The 18,260-nt window shown below is 60.9% G+C and carries 13 protein-coding genes, 1 tRNA gene and 1 pseudogene; 9 read left to right on the top strand and 6 right to left on the bottom strand.

The window, feature by feature from the left end; genetic code table 11:
• From IAG41_RS16170 to IAG41_RS16160, 3 genes are all read right to left on the bottom strand, one after another.
• A partial coding sequence (locus tag IAG41_RS16170; protein WP_187729667.1) for a hypothetical protein occupies positions 1–376 on the bottom strand: 376 nt, incomplete at its 3' end.
• Between the two features lie 121 nt (positions 377–497).
• Positions 498–600 (bottom strand) — tRNA-Pro (locus IAG41_RS16165).
• Between the two features lie 57 nt (positions 601–657).
• Complete coding sequence (locus tag IAG41_RS16160; protein ID WP_187729666.1) at positions 658–1,386, bottom strand: hypothetical protein; 729 nt, start codon at positions 1,384–1,386, stop codon at positions 658–660.
• Between the two features lie 93 nt (positions 1,387–1,479).
• Between IAG41_RS16160 and IAG41_RS16155 the strand changes: the two genes are divergently transcribed.
• From IAG41_RS16155 to IAG41_RS16145, 3 genes are all read left to right on the top strand, one after another.
• A complete protein-coding gene (locus IAG41_RS16155) occupies positions 1,480–1,677 on the top strand; it encodes a hypothetical protein (protein ID WP_187729665.1) in 198 nt (65 codons plus the stop codon).
• Between the two features lie 40 nt (positions 1,678–1,717).
• Positions 1,718–3,280, top strand: a complete 1,563-nt coding sequence (locus tag IAG41_RS16150) for an alpha-L-fucosidase (RefSeq protein WP_187729664.1) — start codon at positions 1,718–1,720, stop codon at positions 3,278–3,280.
• Positions 3,281–3,373: 93 nt separating this feature from the next.
• The gene (locus IAG41_RS16145; protein ID WP_187729663.1) at positions 3,374–5,452 is read left to right on the top strand and encodes a beta-galactosidase; all 2,079 of its coding nucleotides are present in this window, start codon (positions 3,374–3,376) and stop codon (positions 5,450–5,452) included.
• Between the two features lie 557 nt (positions 5,453–6,009).
• On the opposite strand, the gene IAG41_RS16140 is transcribed toward IAG41_RS16145, so the two are convergent.
• A complete protein-coding gene (locus IAG41_RS16140; RefSeq protein ID WP_222950727.1) occupies positions 6,010–9,186 on the bottom strand; it encodes a glycoside hydrolase family 2 protein in 3,177 nt (1,058 codons plus the stop codon).
• Between the two features lie 335 nt (positions 9,187–9,521).
• Between IAG41_RS16140 and IAG41_RS16135 the strand changes: the two genes are divergently transcribed.
• Complete coding sequence (locus IAG41_RS16135) at positions 9,522–9,677, top strand: PEPxxWA-CTERM sorting domain-containing protein (RefSeq protein WP_316251171.1); 156 nt, start codon at positions 9,522–9,524, stop codon at positions 9,675–9,677.
• Positions 9,678–10,305: 628 nt separating this feature from the next.
• Here the strand turns inward: IAG41_RS16135 and IAG41_RS22985 are convergent.
• Together IAG41_RS22985 and IAG41_RS16125 are read right to left on the bottom strand one after the other, a co-directional pair.
• Positions 10,306–10,471: pseudogene (locus tag IAG41_RS22985) on the bottom strand (DUF736 domain-containing protein); the annotation flags it as partial.
• A 347-nt stretch (positions 10,472–10,818) separates the two neighbouring features.
• Positions 10,819–13,215, bottom strand: a complete 2,397-nt coding sequence (locus IAG41_RS16125) for a TonB-dependent receptor (RefSeq protein ID WP_187729661.1) — start codon at positions 13,213–13,215, stop codon at positions 10,819–10,821.
• An 817-nt stretch (positions 13,216–14,032) separates the two neighbouring features.
• Between IAG41_RS16125 and IAG41_RS16120 the strand changes: the two genes are divergently transcribed.
• The 5 genes from IAG41_RS16120 to IAG41_RS16100 all read left to right on the top strand — a co-directional run bounded on the left by IAG41_RS16120 (position 14,033) and on the right by IAG41_RS16100 (position 18,260).
• Positions 14,033–15,142 (top strand): helix-turn-helix transcriptional regulator, encoded by a 1,110-nt coding sequence (locus IAG41_RS16120; protein WP_187729660.1) that lies wholly within the window; start codon positions 14,033–14,035, stop codon positions 15,140–15,142.
• Between the two features lie 183 nt (positions 15,143–15,325).
• The gene (locus IAG41_RS16115; protein ID WP_187729659.1) at positions 15,326–16,459 is read left to right on the top strand and encodes a hypothetical protein; all 1,134 of its coding nucleotides are present in this window, start codon (positions 15,326–15,328) and stop codon (positions 16,457–16,459) included.
• A gap of 65 nt (positions 16,460–16,524) precedes the next feature.
• Positions 16,525–16,884, top strand: a complete 360-nt coding sequence (locus IAG41_RS16110; protein ID WP_187729658.1) for a hypothetical protein — start codon at positions 16,525–16,527, stop codon at positions 16,882–16,884.
• Positions 16,881–17,585, top strand: a complete 705-nt coding sequence (locus tag IAG41_RS16105; RefSeq protein ID WP_187729657.1) for a C39 family peptidase — start codon at positions 16,881–16,883, stop codon at positions 17,583–17,585. Before IAG41_RS16110 ends, IAG41_RS16105 begins: the two co-directional genes overlap by 4 nt.
• A 9-nt stretch (positions 17,586–17,594) precedes the next feature.
• On the top strand, positions 17,595–18,260 hold the full coding sequence (locus tag IAG41_RS16100; RefSeq protein WP_187729656.1) for a hypothetical protein: 666 nt from the start codon (positions 17,595–17,597) through the stop codon (positions 18,258–18,260).

Below are 18,260 nucleotides of genomic sequence, written 5' to 3'. Positions count from 1 at the left end.
CTGCATCGTACTTCGAGGTGGGTCGCACTTGGATGGTGAAAGCTATGAGATAGGGCCCCTCCAAGCCGGGCAGGCGAGTCGCGATGATCGTCTTACCATCGCTGAGCAGGACGTCGCCCGAAACCGCCTTTCTGACAGCTGCTGGCAGATGCTGGGAGTGCGCCCAACGCTTGAGGCAGAATGCCCGCAGCTCCTTGCCGTGTGAAATGGCGAGGTCTTGGGTGTCCAGTGGCGTGTACGCCTTCGTAAAGGTGTGCACGCCGAACTGCACGCGCAACCGATAAGGCACACCAGAGGCGCGAGGTACGTTGACCGTAAACTGATCCAGGTGGGTCAGATCGTACACGGTCCCAGCAATCTTTTTCTTGCCCCACATGCTTGGGCGCTCCGGTGTGCGCAAGCGCATACGCCTGCGGATTAATAGGCGTGCCCTCGGGCTTGCGCCAGAACCAAAAAGGGATTCCAATTTGACCGCTGTACGTCTATAGGACGCGCGGTGCCGGTGACGGGATTTGAACCCGCAGGGGTGGTGGGCCTTCCAAACTACCTGCCCCAACCCGCTTCCAAAGCGGGTGCGTCTACCAATTTCGCCACACCGGCTCCAAGGGTGGCCTCCGCGAGCAGGATATCCCTCGCACGCAGAGGCCGCTGATCATCTCAGACTAAGGGGGCGGCATTGTCGGTCCTTTCGTTTGATGGCGCAGATGAAGCGGTGGACGCATCCTTGGCGGGGGTGTCCGCCGCTTCATTCGTTTTCGCATCTTGTTGCAGAAACCAGCGGTAACCGCGGCGTTCATACTTCGAACCCTCGCCTCTACGCAGCTCGTTGCCGACACTTTTACGGGCCAAACGGCCGTCCAAGTCCGTAGCTAACGTCTCGTACTCAGCGATGGAGAGACCCGGCCTATCCCCCATGATGAGTTCCAGAACTTGTGGAACCAATCCGCGCGGAGCGCGCGGATTGTAAGCCGACGGGCCAGCCCGCTCTACGACTTCCTCTTGATTCTTCACCGTCGCAGCTGGTGTGGGCGCGGGGGTCGGAGCTGGAGTGGCAGAGGCGGCCTCCTCGATTGGCTGCTTGGCAGCCGCCATGATGCGGTCAAGGGCGTCTTGAACCCCCTGATCGTATGCAGCCTTCAACGCAGCCTCAATCCCGGGTATGATGCGGGAACTGGAAATCAGCTCGCTGGGATCAAATGCCATGACAGCCCCCAAGAATAAAAATAATGCGCGACCCTCATCGCAGAAAGCCACGTTGCCCGCAAGCCCCTCAACCCCCGTAGCGGGAGAAAAGAAAGAACGCGGCGCGAACGATACAAAAGGGGAACGACCCGTATCGCTCGCCCCCCTTGATATAAGGAATGCTTTAAGTGCCTTGCTGGCCATTCCCGATCCGGACGCCACAAAGCCCAAACGCGAGAAAGCCCCGCCCGCCCCTGAGAAGGAGTGAGCGGGGTTTACATCAAATGGAGATTGCCAATGGCGCGATTTGTAGCTGTGCACACAGATGGTATCACGAGAGCCACGTTGCAGGCAGGCGACGGAGAAGAGCTTACGCCAGAGCAGGTCGCTGCCTATGCCGCCCTTAAGCAGGCGTGGGCGCTTGAGGATATCGCGAACAAGCTTGTCGGGATCGACAATGCGCTCATGGCCATTTCAAGCGCGGTGGTCGATTGAAGCCCTTGGTCCAAACATCGACCTAATCGCCGAGGAAAAGATGAGGTTCAGCAAGCGCGATATCCTGACCGGACCCTTTGTCGCGGCCGTCGGACTGAGCTCCGCTGCGCGGGCACGGCATCGAGTTGCGGTCAACACTAGCGATGAGATCCAGGACGGTCATCTCGACATACCCTCCGGGCGCTTCGCGCCAACCGTCGAATCGCTCAAGACCTACCGAACTCCGGATTGGTTTCGCGATGCCAAATTTGGCATCTGGGCGCATTGGGGTCCGCAAGCCGTGCCGCGCCGAGGCGACTGGTACGCGCGATTCATGTATGTGCCAGGGCATCCACACTATGACCATCACGTAAAGACATTCGGTCACCCGGCCGAATTCGGGTATAAAGATGTCATTCCCCTGTGGAAGGCCGAGAAGTTCGATCCCGAGGTGCTAATGGGCAAATATGCCGCGGCGGGGGCGAAGTATTTCGTAACGATGGGCGTCCACCACGACAATTTCGACCTATGGAATTCGAAATATCACCGCTGGAACGCGGCCGCGATGGGCCCGAGGCAAGATATCGTCGGCGCGTGGAAAGCGGCCGCGAACCGCCTGGGCCTGCGGTTCGGCGTCTCCGAGCATCTGGGGGCTAGCTATTGCTGGTGGCATCCCAGTCATCTCTACGATCAGTTCTGGCCAAAGCTCGGCGTCAGTTATGACGGCGCAGACCCGCGCTATGCGGACCTCTACCACGACAATCGCGACGAGCCCTTCCTCAATAAGCCTGGCACATGGTACACGCGCCATGCGAAGTTCCATCAGTTATGGTTCCAGCGAATTCGCGACCTTGTCGACACCTACCAGCCGGATCTCCTCTACTCGGATGGCGGGCTGCCCTTTGGTGAAGTCGGCCGTGCGCTGGTAGCGCATCTCTACAACGGCAGCATCGCGCGCGGGGGGAAGCTGGAAGCCGTCTACACCTGCAAGGATTCGGGCTCGGGCGAATTCCATAACGAGGCTGTCGTCCAGGATGTAGAGCGCGGCGTGCTCAGCGGCATCAACCCACTTCCGTGGCAGACCGACACGTCGAACGCCGACTGGTTCTACAACGACAGCCATGACTACAAGACGACAACCGAAGTCGTCACCATGCTCGCCGACATCGTGAGCAAGAACGGCAATTTGCTGCTCAACGTCGTCCAATATCCCGACGGGAGCCTACCGCCGCAGTCCGAGCGGCTGCTCGCCGAGCTCGCGGCGTGGATGGAGGTCAATTCCGAAGCCATCCATGGGACGCGCCCTTGGAAGGTCCATGGCGAGGGGCCGACCGAAACGGCCGCGGGAATGTTCCAGGAAAAGGCCGATTATACCGCGCGCGATATCCGGTTCACGACCAAGGGCGATTCGCTTTATGCGATTGCCCTCGGCGAACCCAAGAATCTCGCCGAGATCGCGTCGCTGGCCATCGGCAATCCACATGAGAACCGCCGGGTACGGCAGGTTCGCCTGCTCGGCCGTGGTTCGGTGGGATTCCGACAGAACCGTCACGCGCTCGCCATCGATATGCCTGAAGGCTTGCCCACACGTCACGCCAGCGTGTTCGAGATCAGCTTTATCTGACGGGACGCCGCTAAACCGGACGCGCTCGCGCATGCGGACCGCAGCGACCTCGCTTTTGACACGAGATCCGGAATGGATCGGGGAATGAAACGCATGAAGTACCGATTCGCCCGAGCCGCAGGCAAGGCATTGCTGCTCGCATCTTCGTTCGGGCTGCCGCTCAGCGGCGTCCCGCTGTCGGCGAACGCGCAAAGTGCCGCGGGACATCCGGAATGGCCGGGCAAGGGGCAGCTCTTCGTCGGCACCTGCTATCAGCCGATCGACCGCACGCCCGAGCAAGTCCGGCAGGACGTGGCGACGATGAAGGCGGCCGGCTTCAACATGGTCCGGATGGGAGATCTCTCCTGGGATTCATTCGAGCCGGAGGAAGGCCATTTCACCTTCGAATGGTTCGACGGTGTGATCGCGCAAATGCACGCTGTCGGCATCCGCGTGATCGTCGACATTCCCGGCCAACCTGCGCCCATCTGGCTTCACAAGGCCTATCCCGGCGTCGACATCGTCAACCAGGACGGCGTGCGCGTGAACGCTGCGTCGCGGTACTGGGACAATATCAGCGACCCCGACTATCGACGCCTCGCCAAGCGGCTCGCCGAAAAGATGATGCAGCGCTATGCCAAGAATCCGGCGGTGATCGCGATCGGCTACGACAATGAGATCGGCAACGGCCAGCTCTCCTATTCGCAAGCCGATCGCGACCGATTCGTCGCATGGCTGGAGAAGAAATACGGCTCGATCGAGGCGCTTAACGAGGCCTGGGCGACGCAGCGCTGGTCGCGGCGGATCAACAGCTGGGATCAGGTCGACCTTCCCTATGGGAGCGGCCCAGGCCCGAACGAACGTTATCTCGACCTGCGCCGCTATTGGTCCGATGATGCCATCGGGGCACTCCGGGACCTGGAGGCAGTGCGAAAGAAATACGCACCGAACCTTCCGACCGCGTCCAATTTCTGGCCGACTGCCTGGAGCAAGGGTTTCAACTATCTACGGTCATGGGACGAGGTTTCGACCTATGGCGCGCAAGGCTTCTATCCAGGCGACCCGATGGGCGCGGCCTTCGAGGTGATGATGAACCGGGCGGGGCATGACACGCCTGTCTGGTTCAACGAGTTCACAGCCGGTGGCGGCGGTTATTACGGCACCCCGGGCCGCTCGCGCATGTGGGCCTATTTCGGACTGCTCTACTATTCGCAGACGTTCCTCGCCTGGACCTTCAATTCGCACCTCGGCGGCGAGGAGCAGGCGCTGTTCGGTTTGATCGACCATGATGATCGCCGCTCCTGGAAGCTCGACGAGTTCGGCCAGATCGCCAGGGAATTCAAGCAGCTGCGGACCCTCGGCTTTCCCCGCGACCGGGCGCCCGAGATCGCCATTCACTATTCGTTCGAGACCAACTGGCTGACCAATCCGCCGCCGGGGCCCAACACCATGAAGGAGTATTTCAAGGGGAGCTATGGCGAGCAGGTGAAGGCCGCGTTCGCGCCGCTGTTCCGGGACAATATCGACGCGGCTGTCATCGATGTGGGGCACGAACCGCTGGGCCGGTACAAGCTTGTCGTCCTGTCGGGCGCCTATCTCATCGATAAGCAGATCGCAGAGGCGGTTCGTAGCTATGTCGCGAAGGGCGGCACGGTGATCATGACAGGCTATTCAGCCAAGGTCGATGAAACCGGCAAATGGTTCGCGACGCCGCTTCCCGGGCGCTTGACCGATGTGTTCGGCTTGCGCACCAACGAATTCTACCGATCCGAACAGCCTCTCAAATTCATGTTCGACGGCGAAATGCGTACTGGCACCGACAATTATTACGAAATGCTCGAGTTGAACACAGCCAAGCCCTTGGCCAGCTTCGACAACACGCCGAAGGCCAGCCCGGCCATTGCTATCAACAAGTTCGGCAAGGGGCAGGCCATCTATCTCGCCACTGCGGCGCAGCCCGGCTTTATCGGACCGCTGATCCGCTCGCTCTACGACAAGCTCGGCCTCGTGCGAGGGCCGATAACGCCCGAGGGCGTCGTTGCGCGCGCCGTCGACGGGCGGGTGCTATACGTCAATACCAACCGAACCCCGGTACATGTGAGTTTCGCGGGTACGAAGACAGGCGTGCTGACGCACAAGACCTATTCGGGCAAGATTGATTTGGCTCCCTTCGGCGTGGAGCTGCTTCAATAACCATGTGGGACGGACGGCCCAATATTCGCGCGTCGAACGCCCAACCTTTCGATGGTGGCCTCCGGGCGGGCCGTCCGGCGGAATTGCGGGCGAAGAATAGGCCGAACGGACACCGGCAGGAACCAAAGCGGCAGTGCACCATGAGATAGAACGAGTTGAGGGCGAACTGATAACGGCGCGGGGCAGTTGCGGATTTATGATCGAATTGGTGGGCTTCTTCTTGCCGTCGGGGCGGCCACGATCACCATCGCAGCGCCGCAGGCTCAGCGCGCGCAACCCTTTCCCGTCGCTGCTGTCCAGAGAGTCGGGAGCGGCCGCGACTTTCAATGGTCTTCAACCGCGCCGCTTATCCTGCCAAGGTCGGATGCCGCCCATCGGCTGTCGGCGCTCAAGGATCCGTCGGTCGTATATGCGAACGGCAAATATCACATATTCATGACCACTGCTGGGCCAAAGGGATGGAATGTCGCCTACGCAGGCGGCGATATCGTCGGCCTCTTCCCATAGACAGGGAGCCTTGCGTAGTCGACCGGCCCGCAACCTGAGTCACTTGCTACCTAGCGGGGCCAGGTGAAGACGATCGACCCGCGATATGTCCCTGCCGCGTTAGCGGGCTGGCTGGCGGGCCCGGTATCAACCGGAGTGACAAACTTCGAACCAATTGCAGGTATGGCGTGCATGAACGAGAGGTCGCCCGCGGGAAACTCGGCGGAGGTGTTGGCGTGCCCCAGCAGGGGCGTTCCGACCCGCAAGTAGAGATCGGGCGATGAGGTCGAAACTGCCCACGGAACGGAATCTGTGTTGAAGCGCGCCCAGCGCAGACCCGAGAAATAACCCTGGAATTCCGGGTAGGCGCTGGCGCCAGGGCGGTCGACGGCGAAGGTTGCTTCTCTTACCCCCAACTCTGCTCCGCGCAGCCGGTTCTGCCAGACCCGATAGGGTCCCTTACCCAAGCTGCGCATCGAAGCGATGCGGCCGGGGTGGTCGAAGGTAACGCCGTGATAGATGAAGGCACCGGAGAGGGTGTAACTATAGTCAAGCTTCAGCGAGCCATCGGCCCGCATCGTCCAGCGCAAGACGTCGAGCCCGCCGCCACCGCGACTTTCCAGCCAGGCTTCTCCAGCGCCTGTGGCAGGATCGCGGCGCTGGCCAGTAGTGATCACGGGCCTCTCTGTCGGGGGAGAGGCGAACCGATCGGCCTCGAAACCGATCCGCACGTTCCGGACGGGGACCACCCGCGCGGTCTGGCTCGTCGGCACCGAATAACGCAGCCCCGACACCATCTGCGGCGCAAAGACATAGCGGTTGCCGTCGCTGGTACGGCGACTGCTGTCGTAGATCGTCTTCCAGGTCCGGCCGTCCGGCGTGATCTCCAACTTGAACCCGGCGTAGCTATCGCTTTTCTCAAGGGCGAGATCGATCTCGATCACGTCGGCCAATTGCGGCGTTGCCAAATGGCGGACCGGGCTTCCCGCATCGCCTTCCATTGTCCGCCACTGCGGCTCGCCGGCGCGCGGACGCGCGAAGACGAGGCGCGGCCCGTTGGCGAGTTCCAGCGTCTTGCGATCGCGGTCGATGCGTCGGAGCAGGCCTGTCGCCGGGTCGAAGACCGCCTTCACGCCGTTCGACGAAAGGGTGATTTCGGTACGTCCGGCGGCTACGGCCGGGTTCCCTGACGCGTTCACCGCGGGCAGCGTTGCCGGGGCGACCGGCCAGCTCCAGGTCCAGACATCCTGATTGTCCGTACCAATGGCCGTAAGCGTCAAGGCATCCGCGCGGCGCCAATTCTTCGGCAATCCGAGCTTCAACGCCCCTTGTGCGTGCGGCGCGACGGAAGGTCCCGCCATTGCGCCCTTCGCGAGCTCGAGAGGTGCGGTCCCCTTGTCGCTCATCCCTGGAAAGCGAACGAGCTTCCACGTAAAGCGGATCTGGGCCAACGACGTGAAGTCGTATTTGTTGCTGACCTTCAAGGTTCCGTCGAAGCCCGGCCCGATCTCGGGCGGCACGACTTGCACGGGCGACCACAGGTCCCGCACCGCGTAATAGCTGCCTTCCTTCTCGTGGTTGGGGCCAAGGATGCCATCGGGGGCGAAGGTACTGAAAGTGTCTATCTCGCCATTCTTGTCCGTACGAGCGACGCCTTCATCAGCGAACGCCCAAATGAACATACCGGCACCGACCGGTGAGGCGGATATGGCATTCCAATAGTCCTCGAGTCCCGCAGCCCCGCCACCATCATATAGGGCGTGCAGTATCTCTGTCGGCATCAGCAAATGCTTGCCCGCCAGTCGGCGCGTCAGGTCGGCGTAATTCGAATAGTGCTTGGTATCGATGTCGTCGTGCAGCTCCCACGGGTGCAGCACGCGGCGGTTCTGGGGATCGTAGAGTGCGAACTCGGGATCCAGATCGCGGTTCCAGCCGCCCTCGTTGCCATTATCCCAAAAGAGAATGCTTGGGTGGTTCACGTCGCGCTCGACCATTTCTCGGATCAGTTTGCGACCGATGTAGGTTCCGTGCGCCTTCTGCCAGCCGCTCAGTTCGTCGAGGACGTAGAGGCCGAGCTGATCGGCAGCATCTAGCAGCGTGGGGTCGGGCGGGTAATGCGACATCCGCACGGCGTTCATATTCATCGACTTGATGAGCCGCACGTCAGCCCAATTGTCTTCGTCGTCCAGTGCTCGCGCCGTCTTGGGTCGAAAGCTGTGACGGTTGACGCCTTTGAGAAGGATGCGCTGGCCGTTGAGATACAAGCCGTCGCCTGGGCGCAGTTCGAAAGTGCGGAAGCCGAAGCGTTGGGTCAACGCGTGGATCGCCTCATCACCTTTGAAAAGGGTCAACTGAAGGGAGTAGAGATTGGGGCTCTCCGCGCTCCAGAGCCTGGGCGTTTCCACGCGACCCGTAATCCGTACCTTGCCTGCGCCTCCGGCGGGAATGGGCCTGGAGAAGGCCGAACCGACCGGCTTGCCGTCCGCACCGAGGACCTGCGCCTCGATCCGGGTGCCCTCCTTGTCGCCTGCGATGCGCACATCGGCAGCAAGGCTGCCATCCGCGCGGGCATCGATGGCGACATGGTCAATTGCCTCCATCGGCGAGACTTCAAGCCAGACAGGCCGGAAGATGCCGCCGAACACCCAATAGTCGGCGTCACGCTCGGCGCGGTCCGTCAGCAAGTCCGCGGAGGCCTTGGAAACCTCGACCTCCAGCGAATTCACTTCGCCGATCCTCAACATCGAGGTCACGTCGTAGTTGAAGCGATAAAAGCCTCCCTGATGCGCCGGCCCCGCAGAGACGCCATTCACCTTCACCGCCGCATCGGTCATTACGCCTTCGAAAACCAGGCGGACCCGCTTACCCTTAAGGTTTGCAGGCGGTGTAAAGCGCAGCGCGTAGAGGCCCCGTTCATCGCTGCGGCCGGCCCCTTGCTCACCGTAGCTATAGGTCCCGAACCCATGCTGCTCCCAGTTGGAGGGCACAGGAATAGTGGTCTTTTCGCCGGCCCGACGGCCTGCGGTGACGGTGAAACCCCACGCGACGGCATCCTTCGGACCCTTGCCCGAAAGATAAATCCGCTCCGTTCTCGCTGCGGTGCTCAATTGGGCGTGCGCAGCACCAGCAACCAAAAGAAGGGCCGCTAATGGAATAGCATGCCTCAATAGACTGAAGAACATGAGCAATCCTAACTCATTCCGCTCGGCGCGGGAAAGATGCGCGCATTGTGGAACGATCTCATCCAACGGCGAGCGGCCGCGAATCGCAACCTGCCGCGCGCGGCTACGGCGAAATCACAGCTCGCCAGCGCCCCATTACAGGCGGGTCAGTCTATATCCTCGAGTACGAGCGAAGAGCCTTATCCTGATCCCTCATCGGGTTTCCACCGGCTGTAATCGTAGGCGACGCGATCGACTAGATAGCCGCGGTTGACGCTGCCATTAAAGCTGGCCATGCCTATGCGCGAACCGCGACAGGTAACCCGCGTCTGCTGGCTAACTTCGCCGAAAGGTGCGAACTCGCGATCGTTGAGACTGTAGTAGAGTCGAGTCTCGCCTTTCAGCCCCCAGGTTAACGGAGCTTGGGATTGACGTTTGCGCTGCAGGACGAGGACCCGGTCTTCGCCGGCGTCCCGGAGCAAGCAGCCTGGGGAATGCTGATTGGAAGCTTCGGACTCGCTGGCGGGGCGCTTCGGCGCCGAGGCGTCTCAGCGGGTGGCGGTGCGTTTGCGAGTTAAGCCAAATGATCCACTTCAAGCAGACCTCTGTTAGCGGGGGACTGCGAACGCTGCGGTACATGTGACGCAGGTCGTCGTTCCCAGGCGACTTAGGGCTGAGCCCTTCTCCCCCCTTTGAAGGTGCTCAGCCCGCCTAGACCTTCTTCGTGGCATGACCTTTTCAATCACCAGGATCGCGATCAGCAGCCTGACGGTGCCCCTCGACCCATCGCTGTTGTTCCATATGCTCGCGTGATGGAGCCGCGGAATACATCGAGATAACCGATTGGTTGGCACATCGCTGGCCGACCGCTCTGGAGACACCGATACGGCAAATGGGACATTCACGTCGGCAAGGTGCATGGGCCCTAACGACCAGTTGCGGTCTTTCGGCGCGCGCAAGAAAATCATGATGGTGCCCGATAGCGACAATGACGATGGCGAGTTGGCCGTTGACCCGTGACTTGCCAAAATAACTGGCGCGCCTGGTAGATCGAAGAAGACGAATGTCCGGTTTCGGGGAGCGGCCGATCGCTCCCGAACGGCTGCAATTGGGCGTTTGCAAGTCATACGTCTTCATGAATTCACGACGTAATGCGGAAAAATATGAAAAGCCCCGCCGCGGTGATCCGCGGCGGGGCCGTGCCGGTCAGCGCGACCAGATCAGGTTGAACTCGCTGCCCTCGCCGGCGACCAGGGTCGCGTAGATCGGAGCCGGCAGGCTGGGATCGTCGAGCTTGACCGAGATAGTCGCGATCCTCCTTCGAGGTCTTCTGCAATGCCGCGCCGATCTCGACCTGGCCGACATGGACCCGCGGGAGCGCTTGGGTGCGGACCTCGTCCCCGGCCGGAAGTACCCGGCAAAAAAGAGCCCGGCCGGGTGATATCGGCCGGGCTTTGAAGTGAAAAGATCCCCCCGTTCAAAAGGAATCTTTCGGGTCGCCCGACCTGGATAACGTAAATCACGGCTAAGGGATTATAACTTAGTTACATTCTGCGCAGCTATTTTGGGGAAGAGCAGCGCCCGATTGGACAACTAACGATTATCTCTCGTGATCGAAACGGACTTTGCAAGCGTGCGCATTTCCGCCACGGGGCGAATACCGCTTCGGCGAGGGCGCAATCAATGGAGAACCCGTCTGCCGAATGCGGGGTTTTCTCTTCAGAAACTCTTGCGGACTGTCAGGCCGATCGTGCGGGGCTGGTTCGTTGCGAAGCCCAGCCGTGCGCGGCCCCCGCGCTCCCGATCGAACGAGAGCAGCGCGTTCTCGTCGAGCAAGTTGTTGACGTAGATCGCGAGCCCCAGGCCTTGGTCGAAATCGATACCCGCGCTCAGGTTGACGAGCTGGTAGGCCGGTAGTTCCAGGTCGACGGTCGTCGAAGCGTTGGCGGGGGCGCCGCCGAACGGCAGGTTGTGGACAAAGCTACGTGGGTTGTTCTCCTGGTCGCCGGGCTGCGTGAAACGGCTGCCGACATGCTGGAACGACGCGGAAAGATAGGCCTCGCTCCCGTCGCCGACAGCGAAACTGTAGCTGGCGTTCGCAGACATCTGGAACTTCGGCACCGACGGCAGACGATTGCCGTCGCGGATACCCTCGATCACGGCCCCGTTGGGCAGCGCGATCGTGGCATCGAACTGCGCCTCGACATAGCTTCCCGTTACCGACAGATCGAAGCCCTTCACCAGCGTCGCCTCGAGTTCGAGCTCTACGCCCATGGTATGCGCCTTGGGCACGTTGAACACGACGCGTGACGAGCATGAGCCGGCGTCCGCAGTGACCTGCAGGTTCTTGATATCGGTGTAGAACGCCGCCGCGCTGACGCGAAACGCCCCCGTGATCGCCTTGAATCCGCCTTCATAGTTCCACAGCGATTCATCGTCGTAGCGTGGACGATTGCCGAACACCGATGCGTCGGTCGGGCCGCACAGCGGCAGGTTGAGCGGGTCGTTTACGCCCCCCAGACGGAAGCCCTTCGACACCTGCGCATTGAACGTGAGGGCCTTGCTCGCCTCGAAACTCAGCAAGGCGCGCGGCGAGAAGCCCTCCGACTTTGTCTTGTCGACATTGTTGTCGAGATTGGTGAACAGACCGCCCGACTTGAAGGTCCGTCGTTCGTTGAACGCATAATAGCGGCCACCGACCGTCGCGGTGATGCGGTCGGTCAAGTCGTAGCTCGTTTCCCCGAACACCGCCATTTGCTGGAGGCTGTACGGAATGTCGGCATTGTACGGCGAGTCGGGTCCGAAGCCGTTCGAGACCGCAGCCGAGGTGCCCGCACCCAGCGTGGCGTCGGTCACTGCATCATAGCCCGGCGTCGGCAGGCGCTGCGAATAGTCGCGGTCGGTGTTCGAATAGAACAGGCCGACCAGCCACTGAAACGGGCTGGCGACATCGTTCGATGCGAACCGCAGTTCCTGCGTGAACTGGCTCACCTTGGTGCGATCCACCAGGTTCGACGGCAACAGCACGCCGCCGACGTCCGGAAAGCCCAGATCGACTGAAACGCTGCCCGTCAGCGCACTGGCATCGCGGCTGACCAGAATCCTGCGATCGGTGTAGCTGGTGACCGACGTCACATCGACCGGGCCGCGCGAAAGCTGCACGGTCATGTCGGCCAGCAGGATTTTGTCCTCGAACCGTTCGCCCAGCAACAGATACTGCTCGCGCTCGCCCAACGAGATAGGGGGCCGCGTCGTGGTGAAGGGATTGGCGAAGAGGTTGTAGACTTCCTGCCGGTTGAACCCATTGGTCGAGATCTTCTGATAGACGATCCGCGGCGTGATCGACAGTTCCTCGGTCGGCTGCAGCAGTATCGAGAGGCGGCCGCCGTAACGTTCGCCATCGTTCACGTCCTCGTCGACGCCGCCACCCTCGCGCCGCGCGTTGATGAAGCCTGCATAGCGCGTGTAATAGCCGACGGCGCGAACTGCCGCCTTCTCGGAGATGGGAAGGTTGATCGCGCCCTTCAAATGGCCGCCGAGGTCATCCCCGTCGACGAGGTTGATATTGGCCTCGACCTTGCCCTCGACTTCGCGGGTGTTCGGCTGATTGGTGATGTAGCGCAGCGTACCGCCGACCGATCCCGATCCGAAAAGCGTCCCCTGCGGGCCGCGAAGCGTCTCGACGCGGTTGAGATCGTAGAGGTCGAGGTCAGGTGTGAACAATGAAAGCGAGATAACCGACTCGTCGAGATAGACGCCCACCTGCTCCTTTACGCCGGGCTGGTCGCGTGCGACCTGGCCGGCGGAAACGCCGCGAACCGAAACCTGGCTCTGCCCCGGCCCGAGATTCTGGATCGCCAGGCCGGCAACGTTGCGCGACAGATCCTCGACTGTGCTGGCGTTAGCGCGCACGATATCTTCTTCGGTCTGGGCATTGATCGAGAAGGGGACGTCCTGGATCGACGTGGCGCGCTTGGTCGCGGTGACGATGATATCGTTATTGTCGCGCACCTCTTGCCCTTCCTGGGCGTGAACTGCCGACACGGACGAAAGCAACGCGGCAATCGCCGCGCTGCCGATAGAATACGGCCGCAGCGATTTGCGAAGTCTGATCATACATCCTCCCTCTTCACATCGAGTTGCTCGCTATGGCGACGCGGCATTATTGCCTTGTCCGTCTGCCCGGCGTGAGCTGCGATCCGTAGTCGCAAGCAGCTCCGGCCCTCCTATTGTCGCTGTGCGACGGTAACCGCTATAACAGGTCAGCGGGCTTATTGCTTTTGTAGCATATGATACTGAATCCTGATGTCTAGCAAAAATCCCCGGCTTGACCTTGATGCTTCAATGGGGATCAGGATTCGACCCAGAGAGTGAAGCCCTAGCCGCCCGGGCCGGTCTTGCCAAACTGTAACGAGGGTTGAACTGCGTCGATGCGGTCGAGCGAGGACATGGGGCTTCGTGCGTCTGGGCATTTCTGCTTTCCACTCACTTCCTGCCCTTCGAGCCGCCGACCGAGCGGACGGCCGGAAAACCATTCCCGGACATTCGCCGGTGATCATTGGCTCGGCTTCCCGAAACGGCATGAAGTGATGGAAAGCGGGGTTGGCGACCTTGTTGGTATCCCCGGCAAAAGCAACGTTTTATTGGTTCTCTCATCCGGGCCCAACGTTCGATTTGAGAAGGGCTTCTGTCAAGGCATGATAATCGAGCAGAAATACAAGACAATGCAAGCCGGAAGAGCATCTACAGGTGATGCGACAAATCCTAGGACTACAGTGCTATGATTTAGGTTAGTTCCGAACCAAAAGGGGTAGGGAGAATTCATGTGGATATTGTCCCGTGTGCTACGGATACATGAACTGATCTGTTGGTTTTGGGTCGATCGATATTTCTGAAGTGATCGCCGGGGCACATGGCGAACAGGGAGAGAATGATGGCTTTTGGCTCCCCAGGCGGGGTGCTACCTGTTGCGCGTTCGCTGGACGCAGAAGTCCCAGCGTTCCGCGACAGCCAAATCTGCGCAACTTCAGCGGGATATGATCCGGAGCTGGACTCTGCGCTTTCGATCTTTCGAGAATCTGTCGACGCAGACGCAACTTTGATCACCTGGCAAGGCGACGCGGGCGACCACGCGGTACTGTGCTCGAGCGGGAGCGCGGCCGATTATGCGTTCCTTGCCCGAGAGGAGCAGACCGTCGAGGTCGACTGGCGAACGGGTAAACGCGCGGGCCGTCGTTGGGACGCGATGACCAGCTCGGTCTCCATAGCCGGCGGCCGCGTGTCGATCAGCGCGTTTTTTCGCGATCTCGACGCGGACGCCCGTTTACAGGTGCGGGAATCGGTGCAGTTGCTGACGCCCCTGCTCGAGACAATCATCGCCTTATGGGTAAAGCGGCAGCAAGTCACACTGCGGCTCGGGGCGATGACACATGCGGTCGACGACAGCGGACTTGGCGTCATCCTCCTGGACCATCGCGGCCATGTCCTGTTCGCCAATGCCATAGCCGAGCGCCTGATCGACGCCCATGACGGCATCCGGCGTAGCTGCGGCTCTATCGCGGCAGTTCATCTCGGCGACTCCGCGCGTCTTCACGCCGCCATCGACCATGTAATCGCACCCACTGCCTGCGACCTGGATCGAGGCGATTCGATCCCAGTCATCGCGCTGCGCCGCGCCAACCGGGAACGGCCGTTGATGGTCGCGCTCGTGCCCCACCGCATACAGGCCAGCCCCGGCGACAGGGACCGGGCGGCGGCTATCGTCTATCTCTTCGATCCTGGCCAGGACCTGCGGCGGCGGCTGGAACCCGCGTGCCATCTATACGGGCTTTCCCCGGTCGAGACGCGCCTGGCCAGCCTGCTCGCAGGGGGAGTTTCACTAACCGAGGCAGCCGATTCACTGCGCATCCGCGAACAGACCGCACGGTCCTATTTAAAGCAGATATTCGGAAAGACCGATACCAGCCGGCAAGCGCAGCTTGTCTCGCTGCTGCTGCGCAGCTGCGTCCACGCCGCGCCTGGCTGCAACTTGGACATCCTTTGACCCCCCATCTGGGGGGACTAGGCAACACCGTTCGGGGGCGGCGATTGCTCTCGGATCGGGGGAGATCAAGTCGCGGAAAACATTCAATTCTTGCCGGGTGCCCGACAAGGGCGCCGCACGGTCCAGGTCCCACCAACGGGGGAAGCCAAGGCGTAGCGAAATGCTTGGAGAAGGAACGCGACCATGAAGATCAATCTTTTCTATACGTGTTCGGTGGCAGCTCTGCTCGTTGCGGCGCCTGCAGCGGCCCAGACCGTCCCCCAGGACAATAGCAGCGCCAACGCAGGGCAGAACGCGGCGAACAATGGCTCTACCGCCACAAGCGATCAATCCTCCTACCTCAACGGTAACACCGCCACCGACAACTCGGTGAACGACAGCAATAACAACAATTCGGTGAACACGGACAAATCGATCGATGTGGCCGACAGCGGCAACGACAATTCGGTGAATACCGACAATTCGATCAATGACAGCAATAATGGTGGCAACGATTCCTCTACCGACGTCGCCGTCACCGACAGCGCGAACGACAGCTCGACCAGAGGGAGCTACAACGACAAGTCCACCACGGTGAGCGTCGCGGACAGCGGCAACGACAGCTCGACCAATAACAGCAACAATACGACCGACAATTCCATTGATGTAGCTGACAGTGGAAATGACAATTCAACGACCGATAACTCGGTCAATACCGACAACTCGATCGACGTTGCGGACAGCGGCAACGATAATTCGACCAACACCGACAACTCCACCAATGACAGCAACAATGACAGCTCGACGAATGTCAGCGTTGCTGATAGCGGCAACGACAGCTCGACCAACTACAGCAACAATACCAAGACGACGGACAATTCGATCGACGTGGCCGACAGCGGCAACGACAGTTCGATCAACAACAGCAACAACACAACCGACAACTCTGTCGATATAGCCGATAGCGGCAACGACAATTCGATGAACGACAGCAACAATGACAACTCCGTCGACAATACCGACAATTCGGTTGCCGACAGCTACAATGACAACTCAGTCGATACGTCGACGCGCACCGCGGTAGCGAGCGCCGATTCGGTATTCGGGGACAATGCCCTGGTCGCGAGCGGCTCGCTCTCGAGCTACGTCACCGGCGTCTCGGTCACCTTCAACGGCAGCGAGGGTGACGGTCCGACAACCGACAACAGCCTGCGCACCGGTGGAAGCTCATTCCAGAACTTCGCGGGCATCCAGGCGCTGAACCAGAATACCGGTGTCGGCGCGTCGCAGAACGCCAATGTCAGCATCGCTCTCTCCGCTGGGGACATCAACCCCTGAGGTTCTCCCGCCGGCGGCGCACCCCCTCGCGTCGCCGGCACCCTCTTTCGTGCAGGAAAGAAATAATGCCCGGCTTCCGCTACATTCTTCCGCTTCTGGGTTCGCTCGCGACGTCGACGATGAGTGCTGCTGCACAGACCGCTCCGGCCGTAGCGGAGGAGCCGTTCACACAGGCACCAGTTTCCGAGGAAACGCTGAAAGCCATTGCGGGGCGCGAGGATCTGACGATGATCGCCAAGGCGCAGCAGACAGCAGGCGTCAGCCGGAACAGCGTCGGCGACAACGTCGTGACCGGCGAAGTGCGCATCTCCGACAACGCCTTCCAGAACATGAACGGCCTGTCGATGGTCAACGTAAACACCGGCAACAACGTCGCGATTAACTCCGCGATGAATGTAGCCATTGCGATCAGCCCGACACCATGAACGCGATATCCGCCGGATTGGTGTTGTCGTCGTTGATACTGTGCGGTTGCAGCGGCTCCCGAGCTCAAACACCCCGCTTCGCCATCGGCAGCGGCGCGAACGGCGACGTGATGGTGCCAGTGTCGAGTGTCATCGACAGGCGCTTCGCTACCGTGGTGCGGCAGCGCTACGACTTCAGCTGCGGGTCGGCAGCGCTCGCTACCCTGCTGCGCTATCACTATGGCTACAACGTCGCCGAGGAGAGTGCCTTTCGCGGCATGTGGGCAGCCGGGGACCGCGCCCAGATACGCAAGCTGGGCTTCTCGTTGCTTGACATGAAGCGATGGCTTGCCAGTCGCGGCCTGCGTGCCGATGGCTACAAGGTTTCGCTCGGCCAGATCGAGACGAGCGGCATTCCCGGCATCGCGCTCATCCGCGTCAAGGACTATCGGCATTTCGTCGTCGTAAAGGGGGTCCGAGAGAAGGAAGTTCTTATCGGAGACCCGTCGTCGGGCCTCACAGCCATGTCGCGTTCACGTTTCGAGGCTGCCTGGAACGGCATCTACTTCGTGCTCGCCGACGATCGCGCACGTGCGAAATCTAGCTTCAATTCGCGCCTTCAATGGGCCGGCTATACGCGCGCGCCTGTCCATGGGAGTTTTGCCGACCCGATCAGTCTCCAGGCGCTCGCCTTGACCAGTCCATTTTATCGGGACTTCTAGGCAATGGGCATGTTCCTTCCCTTGGCCCTATTGTCGGCCGAACTCTTCGGAACCGCGCTTTCGGACGCGGAACTGGCAAATCAGCGCGGCGGCATTCACCTTCCAAACGGGATCGACGTGGCGATCACCGTGCAGACCGAAACCGCCATAGACAATGCGGTCGTCCTGCGCAGCGTGTTCAAGATCGACCAAGGCCAGCCGAAATTCACGATATTCGTGCCCCGGCCCGGAGAACGGGTGACGTCCGAGTCGCGCGGCGCCGACGGCCGGACGCCCTTGCCCAGCGTGTCGTACGACAGCCGCACCGGAATTCAGGTGGTGCCCGGATACGGCGCGCCTGCCGTCTCGACAGCCGACGCAGCGTCGATGCAAATACGCGAGGGCTTAATGCCCGTCGATCCGACCGGCCCGGTGCAGACGGACTTCGGCACCGTCTTCCGAAAGGACCAGGGCGGGGTCGCGCAAGCCGCTCTCCAAGGATCCGATTTTTCGGTTACGCATTTCGCAGGAGCGGCCTTCGGTTCGCTGATCACGAACAGCGGAAACGACAGAGTGATCGACACCACCACCACCTTGGCAATCGACTTGCGAAATGCAGGTCCCGATCTGGTCGGTTCGGCGATGCCCAGAGTCGAGAACATCGCGATCGATGCGCTCCAGTCCCGCGTGCGATAG

The sequence above is a fragment of the Sphingomonas sp. JC676 genome, from assembly GCF_014489075.1.
In the GTDB taxonomy this organism is placed as follows: Bacteria; Pseudomonadota; Alphaproteobacteria; order Sphingomonadales; family Sphingomonadaceae; genus Sphingomonas.
This window is presented reverse-complemented; position numbering and strand designations above follow the sequence as displayed.

Coding starts and splice junctions, on each gene's coding strand:
- IAG41_RS16160 (WP_187729666.1), bottom strand. CDS start 1,386: ATGGCCAGCAAGGCACTTAAAGCATTCCTTATATCAAGGGGGGCGAGC.
- IAG41_RS16155 (WP_187729665.1), top strand. CDS start 1,480: ATGGCGCGATTTGTAGCTGTGCACACAGATGGTATCACGAGAGCCACG.
- IAG41_RS16150 (WP_187729664.1), top strand. CDS start 1,718: ATGAGGTTCAGCAAGCGCGATATCCTGACCGGACCCTTTGTCGCGGCC.
- IAG41_RS16145 (WP_187729663.1), top strand. CDS start 3,374: ATGAAGTACCGATTCGCCCGAGCCGCAGGCAAGGCATTGCTGCTCGCA.
- IAG41_RS16125 (WP_187729661.1), bottom strand. CDS start 13,215: ATGATCAGACTTCGCAAATCGCTGCGGCCGTATTCTATCGGCAGCGCG.
- IAG41_RS16120 (WP_187729660.1), top strand. CDS start 14,033: ATGGCTTTTGGCTCCCCAGGCGGGGTGCTACCTGTTGCGCGTTCGCTG.
- IAG41_RS16115 (WP_187729659.1), top strand. CDS start 15,326: ATGAAGATCAATCTTTTCTATACGTGTTCGGTGGCAGCTCTGCTCGTT.
- IAG41_RS16110 (WP_187729658.1), top strand. CDS start 16,525: ATGCCCGGCTTCCGCTACATTCTTCCGCTTCTGGGTTCGCTCGCGACG.
- IAG41_RS16105 (WP_187729657.1), top strand. CDS start 16,881: ATGAACGCGATATCCGCCGGATTGGTGTTGTCGTCGTTGATACTGTGC.
- IAG41_RS16100 (WP_187729656.1), top strand. CDS start 17,595: ATGTTCCTTCCCTTGGCCCTATTGTCGGCCGAACTCTTCGGAACCGCG.